Annotated in this window: 12 protein-coding genes; 4 read left to right on the forward strand and 8 right to left on the reverse strand. The window is 72.8% G+C overall.

The features are described from left to right. Window positions 1-20 precede the first annotated feature (20 nt). On the forward strand, window positions 21-761 hold the full coding sequence (locus ACFVQG_RS33210) for a FadR/GntR family transcriptional regulator (protein WP_383390698.1): 741 nt from the start codon (window positions 21-23) through the stop codon (window positions 759-761). Here ACFVQG_RS33210 and ACFVQG_RS33215 read toward each other — a convergent pair. Beyond that, window positions 741-3,755: an alpha-mannosidase gene (locus ACFVQG_RS33215; protein WP_383390700.1), complete on the reverse strand. Its 3,015-nt coding sequence runs from the start codon at window positions 3,753-3,755 to the stop codon at window positions 741-743. The genes ACFVQG_RS33210 and ACFVQG_RS33215 overlap by 21 nt on opposite strands. A 113-nt stretch (window positions 3,756-3,868) precedes the next feature. Here ACFVQG_RS33215 and ACFVQG_RS33220 point away from each other — a divergent pair, with 113 nt between their 5' ends. After that, window positions 3,869-8,584 carry a trypsin-like peptidase domain-containing protein gene (locus ACFVQG_RS33220; protein ID WP_383390702.1) on the forward strand — a complete coding sequence of 1,572 codons (4,716 nt, stop codon included), beginning with the start codon at window positions 3,869-3,871 and terminating at the stop codon, window positions 8,582-8,584. Then, window positions 8,581-9,912: an amidase gene (locus tag ACFVQG_RS33225; RefSeq protein WP_383390704.1), complete on the forward strand. Its 1,332-nt coding sequence runs from the start codon at window positions 8,581-8,583 to the stop codon at window positions 9,910-9,912. Before ACFVQG_RS33220 ends, ACFVQG_RS33225 begins: the two co-directional genes overlap by 4 nt. Before the next feature lie 104 nt (window positions 9,913-10,016). On the opposite strand, the gene ACFVQG_RS33230 is transcribed toward ACFVQG_RS33225, so the two are convergent. Further along, window positions 10,017-10,499: a GNAT family N-acetyltransferase gene (locus tag ACFVQG_RS33230; protein WP_383390707.1), complete on the reverse strand. Its 483-nt coding sequence runs from the start codon at window positions 10,497-10,499 to the stop codon at window positions 10,017-10,019. Between the two features lie 61 nt (window positions 10,500-10,560). Continuing rightward, entirely contained in the window at window positions 10,561-10,734 is a 174-nt protein-coding gene (locus ACFVQG_RS33235; RefSeq protein ID WP_376736073.1) for a hypothetical protein, read from the reverse strand. A gap of 483 nt (window positions 10,735-11,217) precedes the next feature. Between ACFVQG_RS33235 and ACFVQG_RS33240 the strand changes: the two genes are divergently transcribed. Then, window positions 11,218-11,718, forward strand: a complete 501-nt coding sequence (locus ACFVQG_RS33240; protein ID WP_383390709.1) for a metal-dependent phosphohydrolase — start codon at window positions 11,218-11,220, stop codon at window positions 11,716-11,718. Here the strand turns inward: ACFVQG_RS33240 and ACFVQG_RS33245 are convergent. The 5 genes from ACFVQG_RS33245 to ACFVQG_RS33265 form a co-directional block, all read right to left on the reverse strand. Then, the gene (locus tag ACFVQG_RS33245; RefSeq protein ID WP_383390712.1) at window positions 11,697-13,172 is read right to left on the reverse strand and encodes an SDR family NAD(P)-dependent oxidoreductase; all 1,476 of its coding nucleotides are present in this window, start codon (window positions 13,170-13,172) and stop codon (window positions 11,697-11,699) included. The genes ACFVQG_RS33240 and ACFVQG_RS33245 overlap by 22 nt on opposite strands. 138 nt (window positions 13,173-13,310) lie before the next feature. Further along, a complete protein-coding gene (locus ACFVQG_RS33250) occupies window positions 13,311-14,630 on the reverse strand; it encodes a wax ester/triacylglycerol synthase family O-acyltransferase (protein WP_383390715.1) in 1,320 nt (439 codons plus the stop codon). Between the two features lie 263 nt (window positions 14,631-14,893). Continuing rightward, complete coding sequence (gene glgC / locus ACFVQG_RS33255; RefSeq protein ID WP_383390717.1) at window positions 14,894-16,114, reverse strand: glucose-1-phosphate adenylyltransferase; 1,221 nt, start codon at window positions 16,112-16,114, stop codon at window positions 14,894-14,896. A gap of 83 nt (window positions 16,115-16,197) precedes the next feature. Beyond that, window positions 16,198-17,349 (reverse strand): glycogen synthase, encoded by a 1,152-nt coding sequence (gene glgA, locus ACFVQG_RS33260; protein ID WP_383390719.1) that lies wholly within the window; start codon window positions 17,347-17,349, stop codon window positions 16,198-16,200. 76 nt (window positions 17,350-17,425) lie between these two features. Beyond that, entirely contained in the window at window positions 17,426-18,346 is a 921-nt protein-coding gene (locus ACFVQG_RS33265; RefSeq protein ID WP_383390721.1) for a (2Fe-2S)-binding protein, read from the reverse strand. Window positions 18,347-18,452 lie beyond the last annotated feature (106 nt).

The raw sequence follows: 18,452 nt of genomic DNA on the forward strand, positions 1-18,452 counted from the left end.
CCGGCGACAGGAGAGACGGCGTGGACGACGACACGGAGACGGGCCCGGCGGCCCCGCAGCGGGGCACGGTCACCCAGCGCGCCATCGAGCACCTCAAGGCGATGATCGCCGAAGGCCAGCTGGAGCCCGGCCAGCGACTGCCCACCGAACGCGATCTCGCGACCCGGCTCGGCATCTCCCGCAGCTCGGTGCGCGAGGCCATCCGCGCGCTCACCGTCCTCGGCGTCCTGGAGGCCCGGCACGGCTCCGGCATCTACGTCACCCAGCTGAAGGCCGGTGACCTGCTGGAGACCTTCGGTGTGGTCGCCGACCTGTCCCGCGGCCCCCGCCTGGTCGAACTCCTGGAGATCCGCCGCACCCTGGAGTCCACGGCGACCGCCCTGGCCGCCGCCCGGATCACCCCCGCCCGACTGGCCGAGGTCGAAAGGCACCTCACGGCGATGAACACGACCGACGACCCCGAACGCGTCCTCGCCCACGACCTCGCCTTCCACCGCGAGATCGCCGCCGCCGCGGGCAACGAGACCCTGGCCGCGCTCCTGGAGGGCCTCTCCTCCCGCACCTTCCGCGCCCGCGTCTGGCGCGGCTACCAGGAGGAGGGCGCCTTCGACCGCACCCGGCGCGAGCATGCCGCCATCCACCGCGCCCTGACCGCCCGTGACCCCGAGGCGGCCAGGACGGCAGCCGCCGCCCACGTCGGCGAGGTGGAGCAGTGGCTACGGGCGCGGCTCGCCGACGGGTCAGGTCCGCCGCAGCCGTAGGGTCATGAGCTGGAAGGGGCGCAGGCGTACGGTGATCCGGTCGCCGTCCAGCTCCACGGTCTCGTCCGGCAGGGGGCGCTCCAGGAGGTCGGTCGCCGTGACCCCGGCCACCGCGAATCCGGCCGTGAGCGCGGCCCGGGCCCGGCCGCCGTGGGCTTCGTGGAAGCGGACGACGACATCGCCGCCGCCGTCGTCGGCCAGTTTGACGGCGGTGATGACGACGGCGTCGTGATCCGTCGTGACCAGTGGGGTCACTTCGTCTCCGCCGGTCAGCCGCCGCTCGGGCAGGTTGATGCGCCAGCCCTCGCGTACCGCGTCGCCGATGCCCGCGCCGGGTAGCAGGGCGTGGCGGAAGCGGTGGATGCCCTGGTCGGTCTCGGGATCGGGGAAACGGGGCGCGCGCAGAAGAGAAGCGCGGACCGTGGTGGTCGTACCGCCGTCCCCGGCGCGGACGGTGCGGGTCACATCATGGCCGTACGTCGAGTCGTTGACGACGGCCACGCCCCACCCGGGCTCCTCCAGTTGCACGAAGCGGTGGTTGCAGGCCTCGAACTTGGCGGCTTCCCAGCTGGTGTTGGTGTGGGTGGGACGGTGGACGTGCCCGAACTGGGTCTCCGAGGCGTAGCGTTCGGCGTGCACATCCAGCGGGAAGGCCAGTTTCAGGAACTTCTCCGTCTCGTGCCAGTCCACTTCCGTGTCGATCAGCAGGCGCCGCTCGCCGGGCGGCAGGGACAGTACCTGGGTCACCCGCGACGCGCCGAAGGAGCGTGTGACCCGCACGGACGCGCCGTCCTCCCCGGCCGTGACCGACTCGGCCTCGGTGAGGTCGGTGACGGTGTTGCGGTAGAACTCGTCGACGTCCCAGGCGTCCCACATGTTCGGGAAGTCGGCGTGCAGTTGCAGCAGGTTGGCGGCGGCGCCGGGCGCGATCGTCTCGCGGTCCGCCTCGAGGTCGTAGGCGCGGACGACCAGCCCGCGGGCGTCGACCTCGACGCGCAGCAGGTCGTTGTGCAGGACGAAACCGCCGTCCTCGCCTGCCGTGCGGGCCGTGCGGCCGGAGACAGCCGGTGCCCCGGCCCCGCCCGCGGCGATCCCCGCTCGCGGGTGCGGCGCCGCGTTGAAGACCAGGGGGACCGGGCCCTCCCCGGCCAGGGCGCGCTGCGCCGCCTCGATGACCGTGTTCAGCTCCCCGGCGACACGCTCGTACGTGGCGCGGGCCTCACGGTGGACCCAGGCGATGGAGGACCCGGGCAGGATGTCGTGGAACTGGTGCAGCAGCACCGTCTTCCAGATCCGGTCCAGGTCCTCGTACGGGTAAGGGAACCCGGTGCGTACGGCGGCGGTGGCCGCCCACAACTCCGCCTCGCGCAGGAGGTGCTCGCTGCGGCGGTTGCCCTGCTTGGTCCTGGCCTGGCTGGTGAGGGTCGCCCGGTGCAGTTCGAGGTACAGCTCGCCCACCCACACCGGCGGTTCCGGGTACTCCGCCTCCGCCTGGGCGAAGAACGCCGACGGTGTCTCCCACACCACCGTCGGGGAGCCCTCCAGGTCCCGCACACGCGCCGCCTTGGCGACCATCTCACGCGTCGTGCCGCCGCCCCCGTCGCCCCAGCCGGTCGGGGCCAGGGAGTGCCGTGCCCGGCCCTTGTCCCTGAAGTTGCGGGCGGCGTGCGCGAGTTCACCGCCTGTCATCGCGCAGTTGTAGGTGTCGACCGGCGGGAAGTGGGTGAAGATCCGCGTGCCGTCGATGCCCTCCCAGCGGAAGGTGTGGTGCGGAAACGCGTTCGTCCGTGACCAGGAGATCTTCTGCGTCAGGAGGTACTTCGACCCGGCCGCCTTGATGATCTGCGGAAGCCCGGCCGCGAAGCCGAAGGTGTCCGGCAGCCACGCCTCGTCGTTCTCGATCCCGAACTCATCGAGGAAGAACCGCTTGCCGTGCACGAACTGCCGGGCCATCGCCTCCGACCCCGGCATGTTCGTGTCCGACTCCACCCACATCCCCCCGGCGGGCACGAACCGCCCCTCCGCCACCGCCTTCTTCACCCGCGCCCACACCTCGGGTCGGTGCTCCTTCACCCACGCCCACTGCTGCGCCTGCGACATGGCGAACACGAAGTCGGGCTCGTCGTCCAGCAGCTCGGTCATGTTGGCGGTGGTACGGGCCACCTTGCGCACCGTCTCCCGCAACGGCCACAGCCACGCCGAGTCGATGTGCGCATGCCCCACCGCGCTGATCCGGTGGGCGGAGGGGACGGCCGGGGCGGCGAGGACGCCGGTGAGCCGGTCACGGGCGCGGGCGGCGGTGCCGTTGACGTCCTGGAGGTCGAGGACGTCCAGGGCCGCGTCCACGGCGCGCAGGATGTCGTAGCGGCGGGGCGAGTCCACCGCCAGCTCCGCCATCAGCTCACCCAGCACCTCGAAGTCGAGCGCCAACCGCCACACGGTCTCGTCGAACACAGCGAGATCCATCCGCGTGAGCGTGTACTGCGGCTCGCTGCCCGCCGTCTCCTTGTCACCCAGCCCGGTCGGCCGGAACCCGCGGTGCCCCAGGACGACCGGGTTGGAGGCGGCCTCGATGTGGAGTCGTACGTCCTCACCGCCCGCGACGGGCGCACCGATCCGCACCCACTGGTTGCGCGGGTTGAGGCCCTTCACCGGGCTGCCATCGGGCCGGTAGACCAGCCCCTCGCACTGGAAACCGGGCATGTTCTCGTCGAAGCCGAGATCGAGAACCGCCTCCACCGTCCTCCCGGCCCACTCCTCCGGAACCGTCCCGGTGACCGTGAACCAGCTCGTGCCCCACGGCACACCCCACCGGGCGCCCACCTCGATCGGTGACGCCGACGCGGCCAGCCCTTCGGCGACCGGCACCGGCTCACCGGGGGCGTCCCACACCGAGACCCGGAGCGGTACGGAGGCGGGGTACACGGCAGGGCGGACCCGTTCGTCAAGGACACGCCGGAGACGGGCTTCCACGAGGCTGCGGTCGTCATGCATGTGGGTACAGCTCCCCTGTCCCGGGCGTTTCGAACCACGCCGACCGCTACGATGAGCGGTCCATCTGATCTCCGGACAGGGGTCTCCTCGGCAGGGGAAGGGGAACGGAGTTGGTGGACGGCTGGAAGGGCGCACTGGAGGCCGCCACCGTCGCGCTCGACCTCCCCGACGGCGGGGGCGGCACGGGCTTCGTACTGGCGCCGGGTGTGGTGGTGACCTGCGCGCATGTGGTGGCGGGTGCGGACCGGGCGCGGGGCAGAATCGCGGCGACGGGGCATGACACGCAGCTGACGGTCTCCTCCGCAGCCTGCTACCGCACGGCGACCGGCCTGGATGTGGCGGTGCTGCGGGGAGAGGCTGAGGGCCTGTCCCCCGTCCTCACTTCCCCTCACGTGTCCCTCGGTGACCGTATGGCGGCCTACGGCCACCCCCGCGGCGACTTCCGCGCCGGGCAGTGGGCGGCCCTGGAGTACCAGGGCGACTCCCGGCTGAGCTTCGACGACGCGATGCCCATGCCGCGGGTGTACGGCACCCCGGTGGGGCAGGGCTGCAGCGGCAGCCCGGTGGTCAACCACCGTACGGGGGCGGTGTGCGGGATGCTCGTCACCTCCGACTCGGCGGGGAGCGCGCACATGGTGCCGGTCGCGGAGATCCTGGCCCGCTGCCCGGCCTCACAGCCCCCCGTCGGCTGGCTGCGCGTCCTCACCGACGAGCAGGTGCGCGCCGGGGAGTTCCGGTACCCGGGTCCTCGGCTGCGGGACTACCTGGCGGCGGCGCGGGACGGGGCGGACGAGCATCCGTACGCCTCCCTGCAGACGGATGTGGGGAACGTGCCGCTGTCGCGGGTGTACGTGCGGCAGGAGGCGTCCCAGCGGGACGGGGCGGCGGGGAAGGACGGCACCGCCGCGGAGAGCGTGCTGGAGTCCGGCCACCAGGTGCTGTTCACGGGCGGCGCGGGGTCGGGCAAGTCCAGTCTGCTGCGGCGGCTGACGCTCACGGCGGCGTCGGCCTGGCTGGAGGAGCCCGAGCAGGCACCGCCGTACCTCCCGGTGCGGGTCGCCGCCGACCAACTGCTCGACCTGCCGTTCCCGGAGGCCGTGGCAACGGCGGTGGCCCGGGACCTGCCCGGACTGCGGCGGTCGCTGCCCGCGGACGTGTTCGGTGCCGCGCCCCTGCCCTCGGTGGACTGGCTGGTGTGCGTCGACGGGCTCGACGAGGTGCTGGACCCCGAGGCCCGGCGCGAGGTGATCAAGCGGCTGCAGCGGTGGGCGCAAGAGCCGTATCTGCGGTTCGTGGTGGCCAGCCGGTCGCTGCTGCACACGGAGATGGAGCGGCTGAACGCCCTGCGGCGGTACGCCCTGCTGCCGCTCGGCGACCTGGAGATCCAGGGGGTGGCTCGGGCCTGGTTCGAGGCGCTGAAGGTGCCGGACGCCGCGCGGCGGGCCACGGAGCTGGTCGGTGAACTCCGGCACGGGCGGCTGGACGAGGTCTCCCGCAACCCGCTCACCCTGACGATGATCTGCGTCGTGGCGGCGCTGTCGGAGCTGCCGCGCAACCCGGCCGACCTGTACGGCCGTTTCGTCCGCATCCTCCGGGACAAGGGCGCCCAACGCCTCGACCGGACCGCCTCGACGGCCCATGGCATCACCTCCGACCTGCTGGACCGTATGCACGAGGTGCTGCGCCGGGTGGCCGAGCAGCGGCAGGGCGGGGACGCGCGGCCCCTGCTCGACCAGGTGCTCGAACTACTGGCGCCCGAGGCACCGTCGAAGGACCTGGTCCTCCGCGCCCTGACCTTCACCGGGCTGGTCACCCAGCGGGGCGGGGAGCTGTCCTTCCCGCACCAGACCGTGCAGGAGTACCTGGCCGGGTGCGCGATCGCCGAGCGGCTGAGCCCCAAGGACCCCGAGGCGCTCCGCATCATCCGCGAGGAGATCGCGGCCGAACGCCCCAACATGGCCCTGTTCATGGCCGCGCACTGGCACGAACAGGGCATGCCGCTGAAGGAGTTCCTGCGGACGACCGTGGACAGCGGCGGCTGGCGGGATCTGCTGCTGTGCGCGACGATCCTGAGTGACGGGCTGGTGATCGACCGGAAGTTGGCGGCATGGTTCAGCCGGGCGGTCATCAAGCTCTACGACCACACCGTCTCCGTCGGCGATCTCAGCGTGAGCAGCGTGCTCGACCGGTTGTACGCGGTGCTCGACCCGTCGGAGCTGGCCTCCCTCGTCAGCGACGGCCTCGTCCCGCCCCAGGCGCGGGACGAGGCACTGCGCCACTACGTGCGCCGGGAGGCGGACCGGGCCGCGGACCTGGCCGCCCGGCTGGCGGACGAGCCCGACCTGCCCGCCGCCAGACGGATGTCCGCGGCGAAGCTGCTCGCCGACGCGGGCGACACCGCCGGGGCCGTCCACCGTCTTCTGGCTCTTGCCCGGGATCCGGCTGAACTGCCCGATTCCAGGTGCCGGGCCGCGGGCCTGCTGTTCGGGTTGGAACAGCGGACGGGCCTGGTGACGTTCGCCGAGCTGTTGAGGACGGCTGACCTCCCCCAGTACACGGTCGACCTGGTCAGAGCCCAGGCGTCGGCCGTCGAGGACCGGGACGCGTGGGCGGGACTCACCGACGCGCTGGCCGAGAATCCGGCACTGGGGAAACCGGACTCCCCCAAGTACCGCTTTCTCATGGGCATGCTGCAAGCCGGTGTCGAACCAGAGGTGGCACTGCGGCTCTGCTCGGACCGCTCGCTGCCCGTGCACCTCCGCCTCAAGGCGAGCTGGTGGTCGAGGAAGTCCGCGCAGAAAGCGGCTCAGGCCGCGGAGCAGTCCCTGTACTGCGACATCCTCGCCGACCCGGCGTCCTCGGAATCCGCCGTCCACACGGCCGTCGGCGCCTCCAGGGCCGCCGATCTGGTCGAGCGCGCCGCCCGGGACGAGCGGCTCTCCGCCCATGTGCGGGTGCGGGCCGTCGGGCGCCTCGTGGAACTCGATCAGCGCGCGGCAGCCGCGGAGTGTGCCGAAGCCCTGCTCGCCCAGCCTGTATCGCCCTGGTACCTGAATCAACTCGCCCTGGTGCTGGCCGAACTCGGCCAGCACGCCAGGCACCGGCGGATCCTCCTCGACGGCGTGCGGAACGCGGCACTGACCGTGGAGGACCGCGTGCACAGTGCCCGCGCCCTGGCCGGTCTGGGGGAGACGGACTCGGTACGGGATGTCCTCGCCGACCTGGCGACGGCACCGGACATCTCGGCGGACGACCGGCTGCTGGCCCTCGCCGCCATGCCGCCCCGGAACCCGGCCGCGGAGTGCGACACCCTCGCCGCGACGGCAGGTGACCCCACGCTGCCCAGCCGGGTACGCCAGGAGGCGGCCCGTCGGCTGCTGCACGCGGGGCGCCGGGACCAGGCCTCGGTCCTGCTGCGCCGCATCACCGCGGATCCCTTCATGGCGACGGCGTACCGCATCCGGGCCCTGACGGAACTGGCCGAGGTGGACGTCCGGGGAGCCGCCGAGGCTCTGCACCAGTTCCTCGACGACACCGCGCTGCTCGACGAGCATCTGTGGCAGTTGCTGGAACTCGCCGACGCCTTGCATCCGGACGTGACCCTGCGGGAGCGCCTGCACGCCCTGCTCGGCGACGAGACCGTGCCCGCGGCGTCTGTCCTGGCCATCGAGAGCCACTGCCAACGGCACACAGCCGTCGTCCCCTTGCTGCGCGCGGTGCTCGACCGGCTGGCCGACGACCCCGGTGCCGATCCCGAGGTCCGGGCCGAGGCTGCCGCCCGAACCATCGGACTGGTCCCCTACCCCAGGTGGAAGAACCGTATGACCGGGCTGAGCCCGGACCCCCTGCGGCGTCTGAGCCTGCACACGGCCATCGGCAGCCGGTCCTCCTCCGGCATCTACCCCGCCGTGTGGGAGAAGCTGTCCTTCAACAGGGCCGGGGAGCGGTACGAGGCGGAGTCCGGCGCTCTGGCGGGGGTCGACACCCATGCCGCCGTGGCGGAGTGGCTGGACCTGGTGGCCCGGCGCCGCACCACGCCCCTCACCGAACTGCGGTTCATCTCCCATCTCATGCGCGAGCCCTCGGAGATCGACCGGCTGAACGGCCTGCTCCTCGCCTGGGCAGGAGACCCCGCCGCGCCGCTCGCGGACCGGATCTCGGCCCTGCACGCGACACGCGGCAACCTGGGCCGCCCCTGGTACGACCTCGCCGCCGCCCCCACCACCCCACCCCGACTCCGCGTCGCCCTCTGCCGCGCCCTCCCCACCAGCGGCGCCCTCAACCGCATCCCCCTCACCCGGACCCTGGCCACAGACCCCTCCTGCCCACCCGCGGCCCGGGCCGTGGCCGCCACACTGCTCGCCAAGGATCTCGGCGCCGAGGGCCGCGATGTCCTCCTCGCCCTCTCCAGCCCCCACACCACCGACCCCGCATCCCACCTCGCCGCGGCCTCCGCCTGGGAGGAACTGGACATCGGCTCCGAAGCGGTGGCCGCGTACCGCCGCATCCTCGATGACGACCCGCCCACGACGACCCCCGGCCACCGCGTCACCGCCGCCCAGGCCCTCATCAAGTACCGAGCCTGGCGCCCACACGCCACGCGTACGCTCACGGCGATCCTCAACGACCCCGCCGCCCCCACCCCCACCCGCCTCGACTCCGCCCAGCACCTCATCACCGCCCACGCGACCGCCGAGGCCCACCTGGGCCTCCTCCGCCTCACCCGCGCCACCCCCCACCTCACCCCCGAGGACCGCGCCCGCGCCCTGCGCCTCCTGCCTCCCGACCTCCACCCCTGCGCCACCGCCCCGACCGAGGAGCCCACGTGACCGACTGGACCGGCCGCACCGCCACCGACATCGCCGCCGCCGTACGGGACAAGCAGGTCACGCCGAGGGAGGTCGTGGAGCAGCACCTCGCCCGTATCGCGCGCCTGGACGGCAGGATCGGCGCCTTCCGCGAGGTACGCGCCGACCGCGCGCTCGCCGAGGCGGACGACACCGGCGCGCGGCCGGACCTCGGCGAACTCCCCCTCGCTGGCGTGCCCGTGGCCGTCAAGGACAACCTGGCCGTGCGCGGCGAGTCCACCCGGGTCGGCTCGGCCGCGACCCCGGACAGCCCGGCCGCCGAGGACCATGTCACGGTGGCCCGGCTGCGGGCGGCGGGGGCCGTCGTCGTCGGGATGACGAACGTCCCCGAACTCTGTGTCTTCGGCACCACGGAGGGCCCGTACGGCACGGCCCGCAATCCCTGGGACACCACCCGCTCGGCGGGCGGCTCGTCCGGGGGCAGCGCCGCCGCGGTGGCCGCGGGCATGGTGCCGATCGCCCTCGGCAACGACGGCATGGGCTCGTTGCGCATCCCCGCGGCCAACTGCGGGCTCGTCACCCTCAAGCCGGGCCATGGGGTGGTCCCCGCGGGGACCAGTGACTGGTTCGGCATGTCGGAGAACGGCCCGCTGGCCACGACGGTCGAGGACGCGACCCTGATGCTGTCGGTGCTGGCCGACCGGGCGTTCGTACCCGGCACCGGCCACCTGCGCATCGCCCTGTCCCTGCGCAGCCCTCTCGCCGGAGTCACCGTCAGCGAGCCGTATACGAGCGCCGCGCGGGAGGCCGCGAGCGTGCTGATGGGGGCAGGTCACCTCGTCCGCCGGGCCGACCCGCCCTACCCCGCGTCACTCGGCGTCACCGCGCTCACCCACTGGACGGCGGGTACGGCGGTGGACGCCCGAGGTCTCGACCCGCGCCTGCTGGCCCGGCGTACCCGGGTGCACGCGGCACTCGGGCGGCGTTTCGTCACCCGGGCGCAGTCCGGAGAGGCCCGGCAGGCGCTGCGGTACGGGCTGGAGCCGTTCTTCGACGCGTACGACGTCCTGCTCACCCCCGCGCTCGCCCGCCGCTCCCCCAAGGCGGGCCCCTGGCACGAACGGGGCTGGCTGCGCAACGTCGCCGCGAACAGCGCGTACTCGCCGTTCACACCGCCGTGGAACCTGACCGGCTGGCCCGCGCTGGTGGTGCCGTTCGGCACGCTGCCGTCCGGTGCGCCCGGCGCCGTGCAGTTGGTGGGGCGGCCGGGGTCGGAGCCGGTGCTGCTGGGGCTGGCGGCCGGGATCGAGGGGCGGCGGCCGTGGCGGCGGACGGCGCCCGTGGACTAGGGGCCGGTTCGACCATTCCCGTCGTCGCCCGAGGGGCGGCTCAGCGGCGTCAGGTGCGCGCTTTGGGGTTCCCCTGCGTGCAGGCGGGAATGGTCAGGCAGGCCCTAGAGGGCCCGGTGCATCACGTGCAGCCCCACGAGTCCGTGCCGCGGATGGTCGTAGGCCTCCGGCACCGTGGCCAGGACGGTGAAGCCGAGGGACTTCCAGAGGCCGACCGCCGGGTTCGTCTCCACGACGGCGTTGAAGACCATGCCGCGGTAGCCCCGCGCCTTGGCCTCGGCGAGCACGTGTTCCGCGAGGGCCCGGCCGATGCCCCGGCCGCCCTGCTCGGGGTCGACCATGAAACCGGCGTTGGCGATGTGCGCGGCGGGGCCGCCGTAGTTGGAGGTGAGGTAGGCGGAGCCGACGACGGCGCCGGTGGCGTCCTCGGCTACGTACACCCGTTTGGCCGGGTTCATCCACAGGGCGCGGGCCGCCGTCTCGGAGGTGTCCGGGTCCCAGGCGTAGGTCTCGGCGGCGGCGACGATGCGGTGCCAGAAGGGCCAGATGTGCGGCCAGTCGTCGTCGGTGGCTTCCCTGATCTGCATGGACGTGAGTCTGGCACGCCCATGCGGATCGGCGATCGCGAGGTGTTGCCGTCGGGCGCGGTCAGTCCACGCTGGGCAGGATGTGGGGCTCGGCGAGGTCGTCCTCGTAGCCAGCGAGGCGGATGGGGGCGGACCGGGCCCACACGTCGAGGCTGCCGATCTCGCCCGGCCTGCGGCCCGCGCGTTCCGTGCGTTCCTTGGGGCGTTGGTCGCGATTCGTCTTCTCCGGTGTCACCGCGCACTCCTTATGTGTCGGGTAACCCTCGGGGCATACCGTCCGGCCACGCTCCGGCCCGTCCGGCGCCCACTCGGGTCCTGCATTGCGAACGTCGGACGCGGTGGCGCCGGCAAGTCGTGGGAGAGCGGGCCGTGGTGAACCGGCTTGTCCCGGGACGGACCGTGGGTTGGGTGGAGCCCCGTACTGCTGTCCGTCGCCTACAGATTAACCAAATGAGCGGCCCCCCGCTCGATGGGGCTGGAAACAACGTGTAACTATGCCAAGTCGAGACGTAATCGCTTTATGCCGTTCACCGACGGTTTGTTACATGATGCACGGCTCTCCCGACACCCGCCCGGGCTAGGCGATCGAACGCACCTTCGACGTAATCCTTGTGTGCGACCGCGCAGTTCACGTCTCGTTGGCTGGCGTTGGCCGATCCGCAAGCTGCCCGTGATTGCCTGGCGTACCGCTACGGCTGTCTCGCGGGAGGACTGACGCATGGAACTGCGCAGCGTCGAGGAGCTGATGGAGCTGCTGTACGTCTGCGATCAGCACGACCACGCGCTGCGGACCGCGGCGCTGCTGCGCCGAAGTCGGCCCGCGGACAAGGAACTCCAGGTGGCGGGGCTGGTGCACGCCATCGGTGAGTCACTGTCCGCCGACGGCACCGGGCGCGCCGACCTCACCGCAGACGCCGTACGGCCGCTGCTCGGCGAGCGGGTCGCCCGGCTGGTGCGGCTGCATGTGCGCGCCGAGGGCTATCTCGCCGCCCTCTCGCCCGGTCATCTGCGCCCCGCGCCGGGCGCCCGGGGCGGGGCGATGTCGCCCGCCGAGGTCGCCGCCTTCGCGCGCGACCCGCTCGCCGACGACGCCCTGACCCTTCGCCAGGCCCATGAGGCGGCCATGGTCCCGGGACTGGACGCCGGTGTCCTGGAGGACTGGCGCACACTCCTGGAGCTGGTGGCGGCCCGGGCCGTTCACCACTTGCCGGGCGCGTAGTCCTTCAGGAAGACGCCGTACAGGTCCTCGCCCTGCTCGCCGCGCACGATGGGGTCGTAGACACGGGCGGCGCCGTCGACGAGGTCGAGCGGGGCGTGGAAGCCCGCCTCGGCGAGGCGGACCTTGTCGGGGTGGGGACGCTCGTCGGTGATCCAGCCGGTGTCCACGGCGGTCATCAGGATGCCGTCCTGCTCGAACATCTCCTGGGCGCTGGTGCGGGTCAGCATGTTCAGCGCGGCCTTGGCCATGTTGGTGTGCGGGTGCCCCGCGCCCTTGTAACCGCGGGCGAAGACGCCCTCCATGGCGGAGACGTTGACGATGTAGGTGCGGCGGGCGGACGAGGCCGCCATCGCCGGGCGCAGTCGGCTGATCAGGATGAAGGGCGCGGTGGAGTTGCAGAGCTGGACCTCCAGCAGTTCCACGGGGGTGACCTCGTCCACCGTCTGCACCCAGCTGTTGGTGTCGTGCAGGTCGGGCACCAGACCGCCCGCGTCGATGGCGGTACCGGCGGCGATCCGCTCCAGCGAGGCGGAGCCGGAGACCAGGGCCAGACCGGTGACGTCCTGCGCGGTGAGCGTGCCGCCGCCCGCGACGGGCAGGGCGGCGACCGCCCCGGAGCCGAAGGTGCCGATCACCTCGGCGGTGGGCAGTTCACCGGCGGGCAGCGGGGCGGACTCGGCGGCCAGCAGTTCGCTGTAGGCGCCCGGGGAGCGGCGTACCGTCTGCGCGGCGTTGTTGATGAGGATGTCCAGCGGACCCGCGGCGGCGACCGAGTCCGCCAGCGCCACCACCTGGGCGGGGTCGCGCAGGTCGATGCCGACGATCTTCAGCCGGTGGATCCAGTCGGCGCTGTCGGGCTGGGCCTTGAAGCGGCGGATGGCGTCGTTGGGGAAGCGGGTGGTGATGGTGGTGTGGGCGCCGTCGCGCAGCAGCCGCAGCGCGATGTACATGCCGATCTTGGCGCGGCCACCGGTGAGCAGCGCGCGCTTGCCGGTGAGGTCGGCGCGGGCGTCGCGGCGGGCGCGGTTGTCGGCGGCGCACTTCTGGCAGAGCTGGTGGTAGAAGTAGTCGACCTCGACATAGCGCTGCTTGCAGACGTAGCAGGAGCGGGGACGCTGGAGTATCCCCGCGATCGCGCCCTCCTCGGTCCTGGAGGAGGGCAGGATGCCCTCGGTCTCGTCGTCGATGCGCTCCGCGGAGCCGGTGGCGGTGGCCTCGGTGACCGCCTTGTCGTGCGCGGTCTTGGCGGCCCGGCGCTCCTGGCGGCGGCGCTGCTTGACCGTGCGGTAGATGTGCGAGGTCGCCCGGCGGACCAGGATCGCGTCGGGGTGGTCGACGTCGAGCTTGTCGAGTTCCTCCAGCACGCTCAGGCAGACGGCGAGCCGCTCCGGGTCGATGCCGGGGCCGTGGACCACCGCTTCCGTGGTCGCCGAGCCGTCGTCTGTCACCGTCATGGCCGCTGCCGTTCCCTGGTCTGCCGTCGTGGCGCGCCGCTCGCGCCGCATTCGAACAGGGGATTTTACGTAGCGGTGGGCCGTGCCGCCAAACTCGTGATGATCATGGACAGTGGACGGCCGGTGAACCCGTGACGCTCATGGACCGCAGACGGCCGTGAGTGCCGCCACCTCCTCGGTGACCGCGCGGGCGAGCACGTCGAGGTCGGGGACCGCCTCGGCGTCGGCGACGAGCCCGTAGTGGACGCGCCCGCGGTAGGTGGAGATGGCGATGGCGAGGGACTGGCCGCGGGCGAGGGGCGCGAAGGGGTAGACGGCGGTCAGCCGGTTGCCGCCGAGCTGCAGGCCGAAGCCGGGCAGTGGCACGCTCGTGACCAGGATGTCGAACCAGAGCCGGGCGGCCTGCGCGACCAGCGGTCCGCCGAGCCGGTGGCCGAGGGCGGGGACGTGGTCGGCGAGCAGGGCGACGGCGCCCGCGCCCCGGCCGGGCCCCGCGTCCTTGTTGCGGTCCATCGCGCAGCGCACGGCGGCGAGGCGGGCGAGCGGGTCCGGGTCGCCGACGGGAAGCCGTATCAGGTAGCCGGAGAGCCGGTTGCCCTGCGGGTGGGCGGTGCGCGGGCGGCGCTTGGAGACGGGGATCAGGGCGCGGGGCGCCACCCCGTCGCTGCCGTCGCCGCGCTCGTCCAGCCAGCGGCGCAGGGCCCCGGCCACCACGGCGATCAGGACGTCGTTGACGGTGCCGCCCTCGGCCTTGCGGATGCGGTGTACGTCGTCGATGTCGACGATCACCCCGGCGGTACGGCGGCTGCCGCTGGGCTCGGAGGTGAGCGCGGGCGTGGTCTTCATGCCGAGGGTGGACACGGCGACCGAGGTGCCGATGTCGAGGGCGCGGCCCACGTCGGAGAGGGCGCCGCGCAGCATCCCGGGCAGACGCCGCACATCGGGGAGCAGTCCGCGCGGGGGCCGCGGGGGGCGGGGCCGGGGCGCGGGCATGTCGATCGGGTCGAGGACCGCGGCGGCGAGCGCGAGGGCCCGCAGCCCGTCGGCGAGGGCGTGGTGGAACTTGAAGAGCACGGCGAACGACGCCCCGTCCACGCCCGGCAGCACATGGGCCTCCCAGGGCGGGCGTCCGCGCCCCAGCGGGCGCTGCATCAGGCGTCCGGCGGCCTGCTGGAAGTCGGCGGCCGGGGCGTGCAGCCGGACGTGGTCGAGGGGGTCGAATCCGGGGTCGGGCTCCCGGGCCGCGCCACCGAAGGCGAGCGGCGCCCAGACGTCCCGGATGCGCATCCTGAGGCCGGGCACCGCGGCGGCGCGGGCGGCGAGCAGATCGGCGGCGTGGGCGCCCGCGGTGGGCGAGTGCGCCGCGAAGACCCCGAGCGCGCCGAGGTGCATGGGGTGCCGGTCGGAGTCGATGTTCCAGAACGCCAGGTCGAGGGGTGCGAGCAGGTCGGAAGTCAATGGCTTGCCTCGCGATGACGACGGGTGGACCAGCAGTCAATCGCCATGGGATGATTACGGTCAAGTACGATCAAGCTACGCACAGTTAACAGCAGATTAAGCACTGACGCGCTATGGCTGCGGCCGAACGGTCAGGAAAAGGCCGTGACTCGGCCATCCGAGTAATACGGGTGATCGGGTGTTCGGAGTGATAGGGGTGATCGGAGTGATCGGGATCGGGGTGATCGGATCGGGGTGAAGGGCCCCTGGCTCGGTCATTCGGGTTACGACACGCGCTGTCCCTTGCCCAGCGCGATCACCCCGCCCTTGGACACCGTGTACAGCTCGGCGTCCCGCTCCGGGTTCACCCCGATCGTCGCACCCGGCGGCACCTCGACGTTCTTGTCCAGCACCGCCCCGCGCACCACCGCGCCCCGCCCGATGTGCACGTTGTCGTGCAGCACCGACCCCTGCACCACCGCCCCCGGGTCGACCACCACCCCCGGCGACAGCACGGACCGGGTGACCTGCCCCCGGATCAGGCACCCCGCGCTGATGATCGACTCGCTGGCCATGCCCCCCGCGTTGAACCGGGCCGGGGAGAGCTGGCCCGAGTGGGTGTAGATGGGCCAGCTGCGGTTGTAGAGGTTGAAGGCGGGCCGCTCGGCGATCAGGTCCATATGGGCGTCGTAGTACGCGTCGAGGGTGCCGACGTCCCGCCAGTACCCCTGGTCGCGGCTGGTCTCGCCCGGCACGTGGTTGCCGCTGAAGTCGTACAGCCGCGCCTCGCCGCGCTCGGTGAGCTGGGGCAGGATCGAACCGCCCATGTCATGGACGGAGTTCGGGTCCTCGGCGTCCCGCTGGAGGGCCTCTATCAGGGCCTTGGTGGTGAAGATGTAGTTGCCCATGGAGGCGAAGACGCAGTCGGGGCTGTCCGCCAGGCCGGGCGGGTCGGCGGGCTTCTCCAGGAACCGCTCCACCGTCGTCCCGTCGGAGCCGGGCGTGATCACCCCGAACGACGACGACTCGGCGCGTGGGACGCGTATCCCCGCCACCGTCACCCCGGCGCCGGACTCCATGTGCTGGGCGAGCATCTGCCGCGGGTCCATGCGGTACACGTGGTCGGCGCCGAACACGACGACGTACTCGGGCCGTTCGTCGTAGACCAGGTTCAGCGACTGGAGGATGGCGTCCGCGCTGCCGAGGTACCAGCGCGGGCCGAGCCGCTGCTGGGCGGGGACGGGGGTGACGTAGTTGCCGAGCAGGCTGGACATCCGCCAGGTGGTGGTGATGTGCCGGTCCAGCGAGTGCGACTTGTACTGCGTCAGTACGCAGATGCGCAGGATGTCGCCGTTGACCAGGTTGGAGAGCACGAAGTCGACGAGGCGGTAGGTGCCGCCGAAGGTCACCGCGGGCTTCGCGCGGTCCGCGGTCAGCGGCATCAGCCGCTTGCCCTCCCCGCCCGCCAGCACGATCCCGAGCACCGAAGGTCCTCCACGACGCATGGCCGCCCCCTCCCTCACCCTGGTTGACCGATGAGTGCCCCGTGGCACGAGTGAGTAAGCCTGTTCGAGAGTCCCGGGGCGTTCTACGGCACCTTCAGGATCTCCTCGTACAACCGCACCGTGCGCCGCGCCACCGTGTCCCAGCCGAACTCCCCCACCGCCCGCTCCCGCCCCGCCCGCCCCATCCGCCGGGCCGCCGCCGGGTCGGCGAGGACGGCGTCCAGGGCCCGCGCCAACCCGCTCTCGAACTCCTCGCCCATGGGCACGAGCAGGCCCGTCTCCCCGTCGGCGACCACCTCGGGGATGCCGCCGACCCGGGAGGCCACCACGGGCGTGCCGCAGGCCATCGCCTCCAGGTTGACGATGCCGAGGGGCTCGTAGACCGAGGGGCAGACGAACACGGCGGCATGGGTGAGGAGCTGGATCACCTCGGGGCGCGGCAGCATCCGGGGGATCCAGTGCACGCCGTCCCGTACGGCGCTCAGGTCCTGGAAGAGTTCCCGGAACTCCCGGTCGATCTCCGGGGTGTCGGGGGCGCCCGCGCACAGCACGACCTGCGCCGCAGGGTCGATGTCCCGCACCGCGCGGAGCAGTTGGGGCACGCCCTTCTGCCGGGTGATCCGGCCGACGAACAGCACGTAGGGGCGGTCCGGGTCGAGGCCGACGCGCTCGAGGACGTCGGTGCCGGGGTCGGGCCGGTAGATGCCGGTGTCGATGCCGTTGTGCACGACGTGGACACGGGCGGGGTCCAGGGCCGGGTAGCAGGCGAGGATGTCCTCGCGCATGGCGCCCGACACGGCGATCACCGCGTCGGCGGCCTCGATCGCGGTGCGCTCCGCCCAGCCGGACAGCGCGTAACCGCCGCCGAGCTGCTCGGCCTTCCAGGGCCGCAGCGGCTCCAGCGAGTGCGCGGTCATCACGTGCGGAACGCCGTACAGCAGCTTGGCGAGGTGCCCGGCGAGATTGGCGTACCAGGTGTGGGAGTGGACCAGTTCACGGCCCTCAAGACCGGCGGCCATCGACAGGTCCACGGAGAAGGTGCGCAGCGCGTCGTTGGCCTCGTCCAGGGCGGACCAGGGCCGGTGGCGCACCACGCCCGCCCCGCGGCCCTCCCCCCAGCAGTGCACGTCGAGGTCGACCAGCGAGGTCAACTCACGGGCGAGGAACTCGACATGGACACCCGCGCCGCCGTACACGTCCGGCGGGTACTCCCGGGTCAACAGTCCGACTCGCACCCGCGGCTCCCTGGTTCGGCGGCTGGTGTCCTCATGGTCACCCATGAGGTGGTACGGGGGGAAGGGCGCGGGTGACTCAAGGGGCGGGCGGGGCGCCGGGGTCCGGGGCGCCGAGGTCCGGGGCGCCGAGGTCCGGGGCGCTGGGGTCCGGGGCGCCGAGGTCCGGGGCGCCGAGGTCCGGGGCGCCGAGGTCCGGGGCGCCGAGGTCCGGGGCGCCGAGGTCCGGGGCGCCGAGGTCCGGGGCGCCGGGGGGCCGGGTGAAGCAGCAGTCGCCGCAGACTCCCCCGCCGGGCACCCGGTAGTAGAGACAGCAACTGCGGCGCCGGAAGGCGGTGCCGGTGAGGGTGCCGGTCCCGGTGAGCAGGGGGTGGGTGAGGAGCCGCCGGGTGAGGGACCCGGCCCGGGCGGCTACGTCCGGGCGGCCGTTGGCGTACGCCCAGCGGTCCAGTTCGCGGGCGGCGCCGGTCAGCGCGGAGGCCGCGTTGCCCCACAGCAGCCCGGCGGCGATCCGGTACCGGGCGCGCAGCAGCGCGGCGAGGGGTTCGAGGTGGGCGTGCAGCACGGTGGCCGCGACCGTCTCCGCGTCGCCGGGCAGCGGGCGCACCTCGGTCAGCCAGAGGTCGTCGGGGGCGCTCGCGTCGGGGTCCCAGCGCAGCAGCCGCGGGTCGAGGTCGGGGATCCGCCCGGTGCGGGCGGCGCAGCCGAGCGCGGCCGACCACAGCCGGGAGGCGAGGCCCAGTTGGGCCACCGAGGCGGCGGTCCGCGCGTCGGGCGCCCGCAGGGCGCGGGCCACCTTCCGGACGCGGAAGGTGACGCAGTCACCGTGGACATCCGACGTGGTGCCGCCGTAGCTCTGGGCGAGTGTCGAAAGCCCCGCGCGCGGGGCGTGCGCCGGGTCCACGATCGTCCTCAGGACGAAGTAGCCGCCCAGCGGGCCGAGGGCGCCCAGTCCGGGGTCGAGATCCGCGTCGAAGTCCACGATGAGCAGTAGTACCAAGGCCCTTAGGGGCAATGCCGTTGTTTTAGCCTGCGGGCGTACGCTGCTGCGTAGTGCTTCCCGGGGGTGGTGCGGGTGTCTGCGGATATCGGCGAGTTATCGGGGC

Source organism: Streptomyces sp. NPDC057877 (assembly GCF_042796855.1).
In the GTDB taxonomy this organism is placed as follows: Bacteria; Actinomycetota; Actinomycetes; order Streptomycetales; family Streptomycetaceae; genus Streptomyces.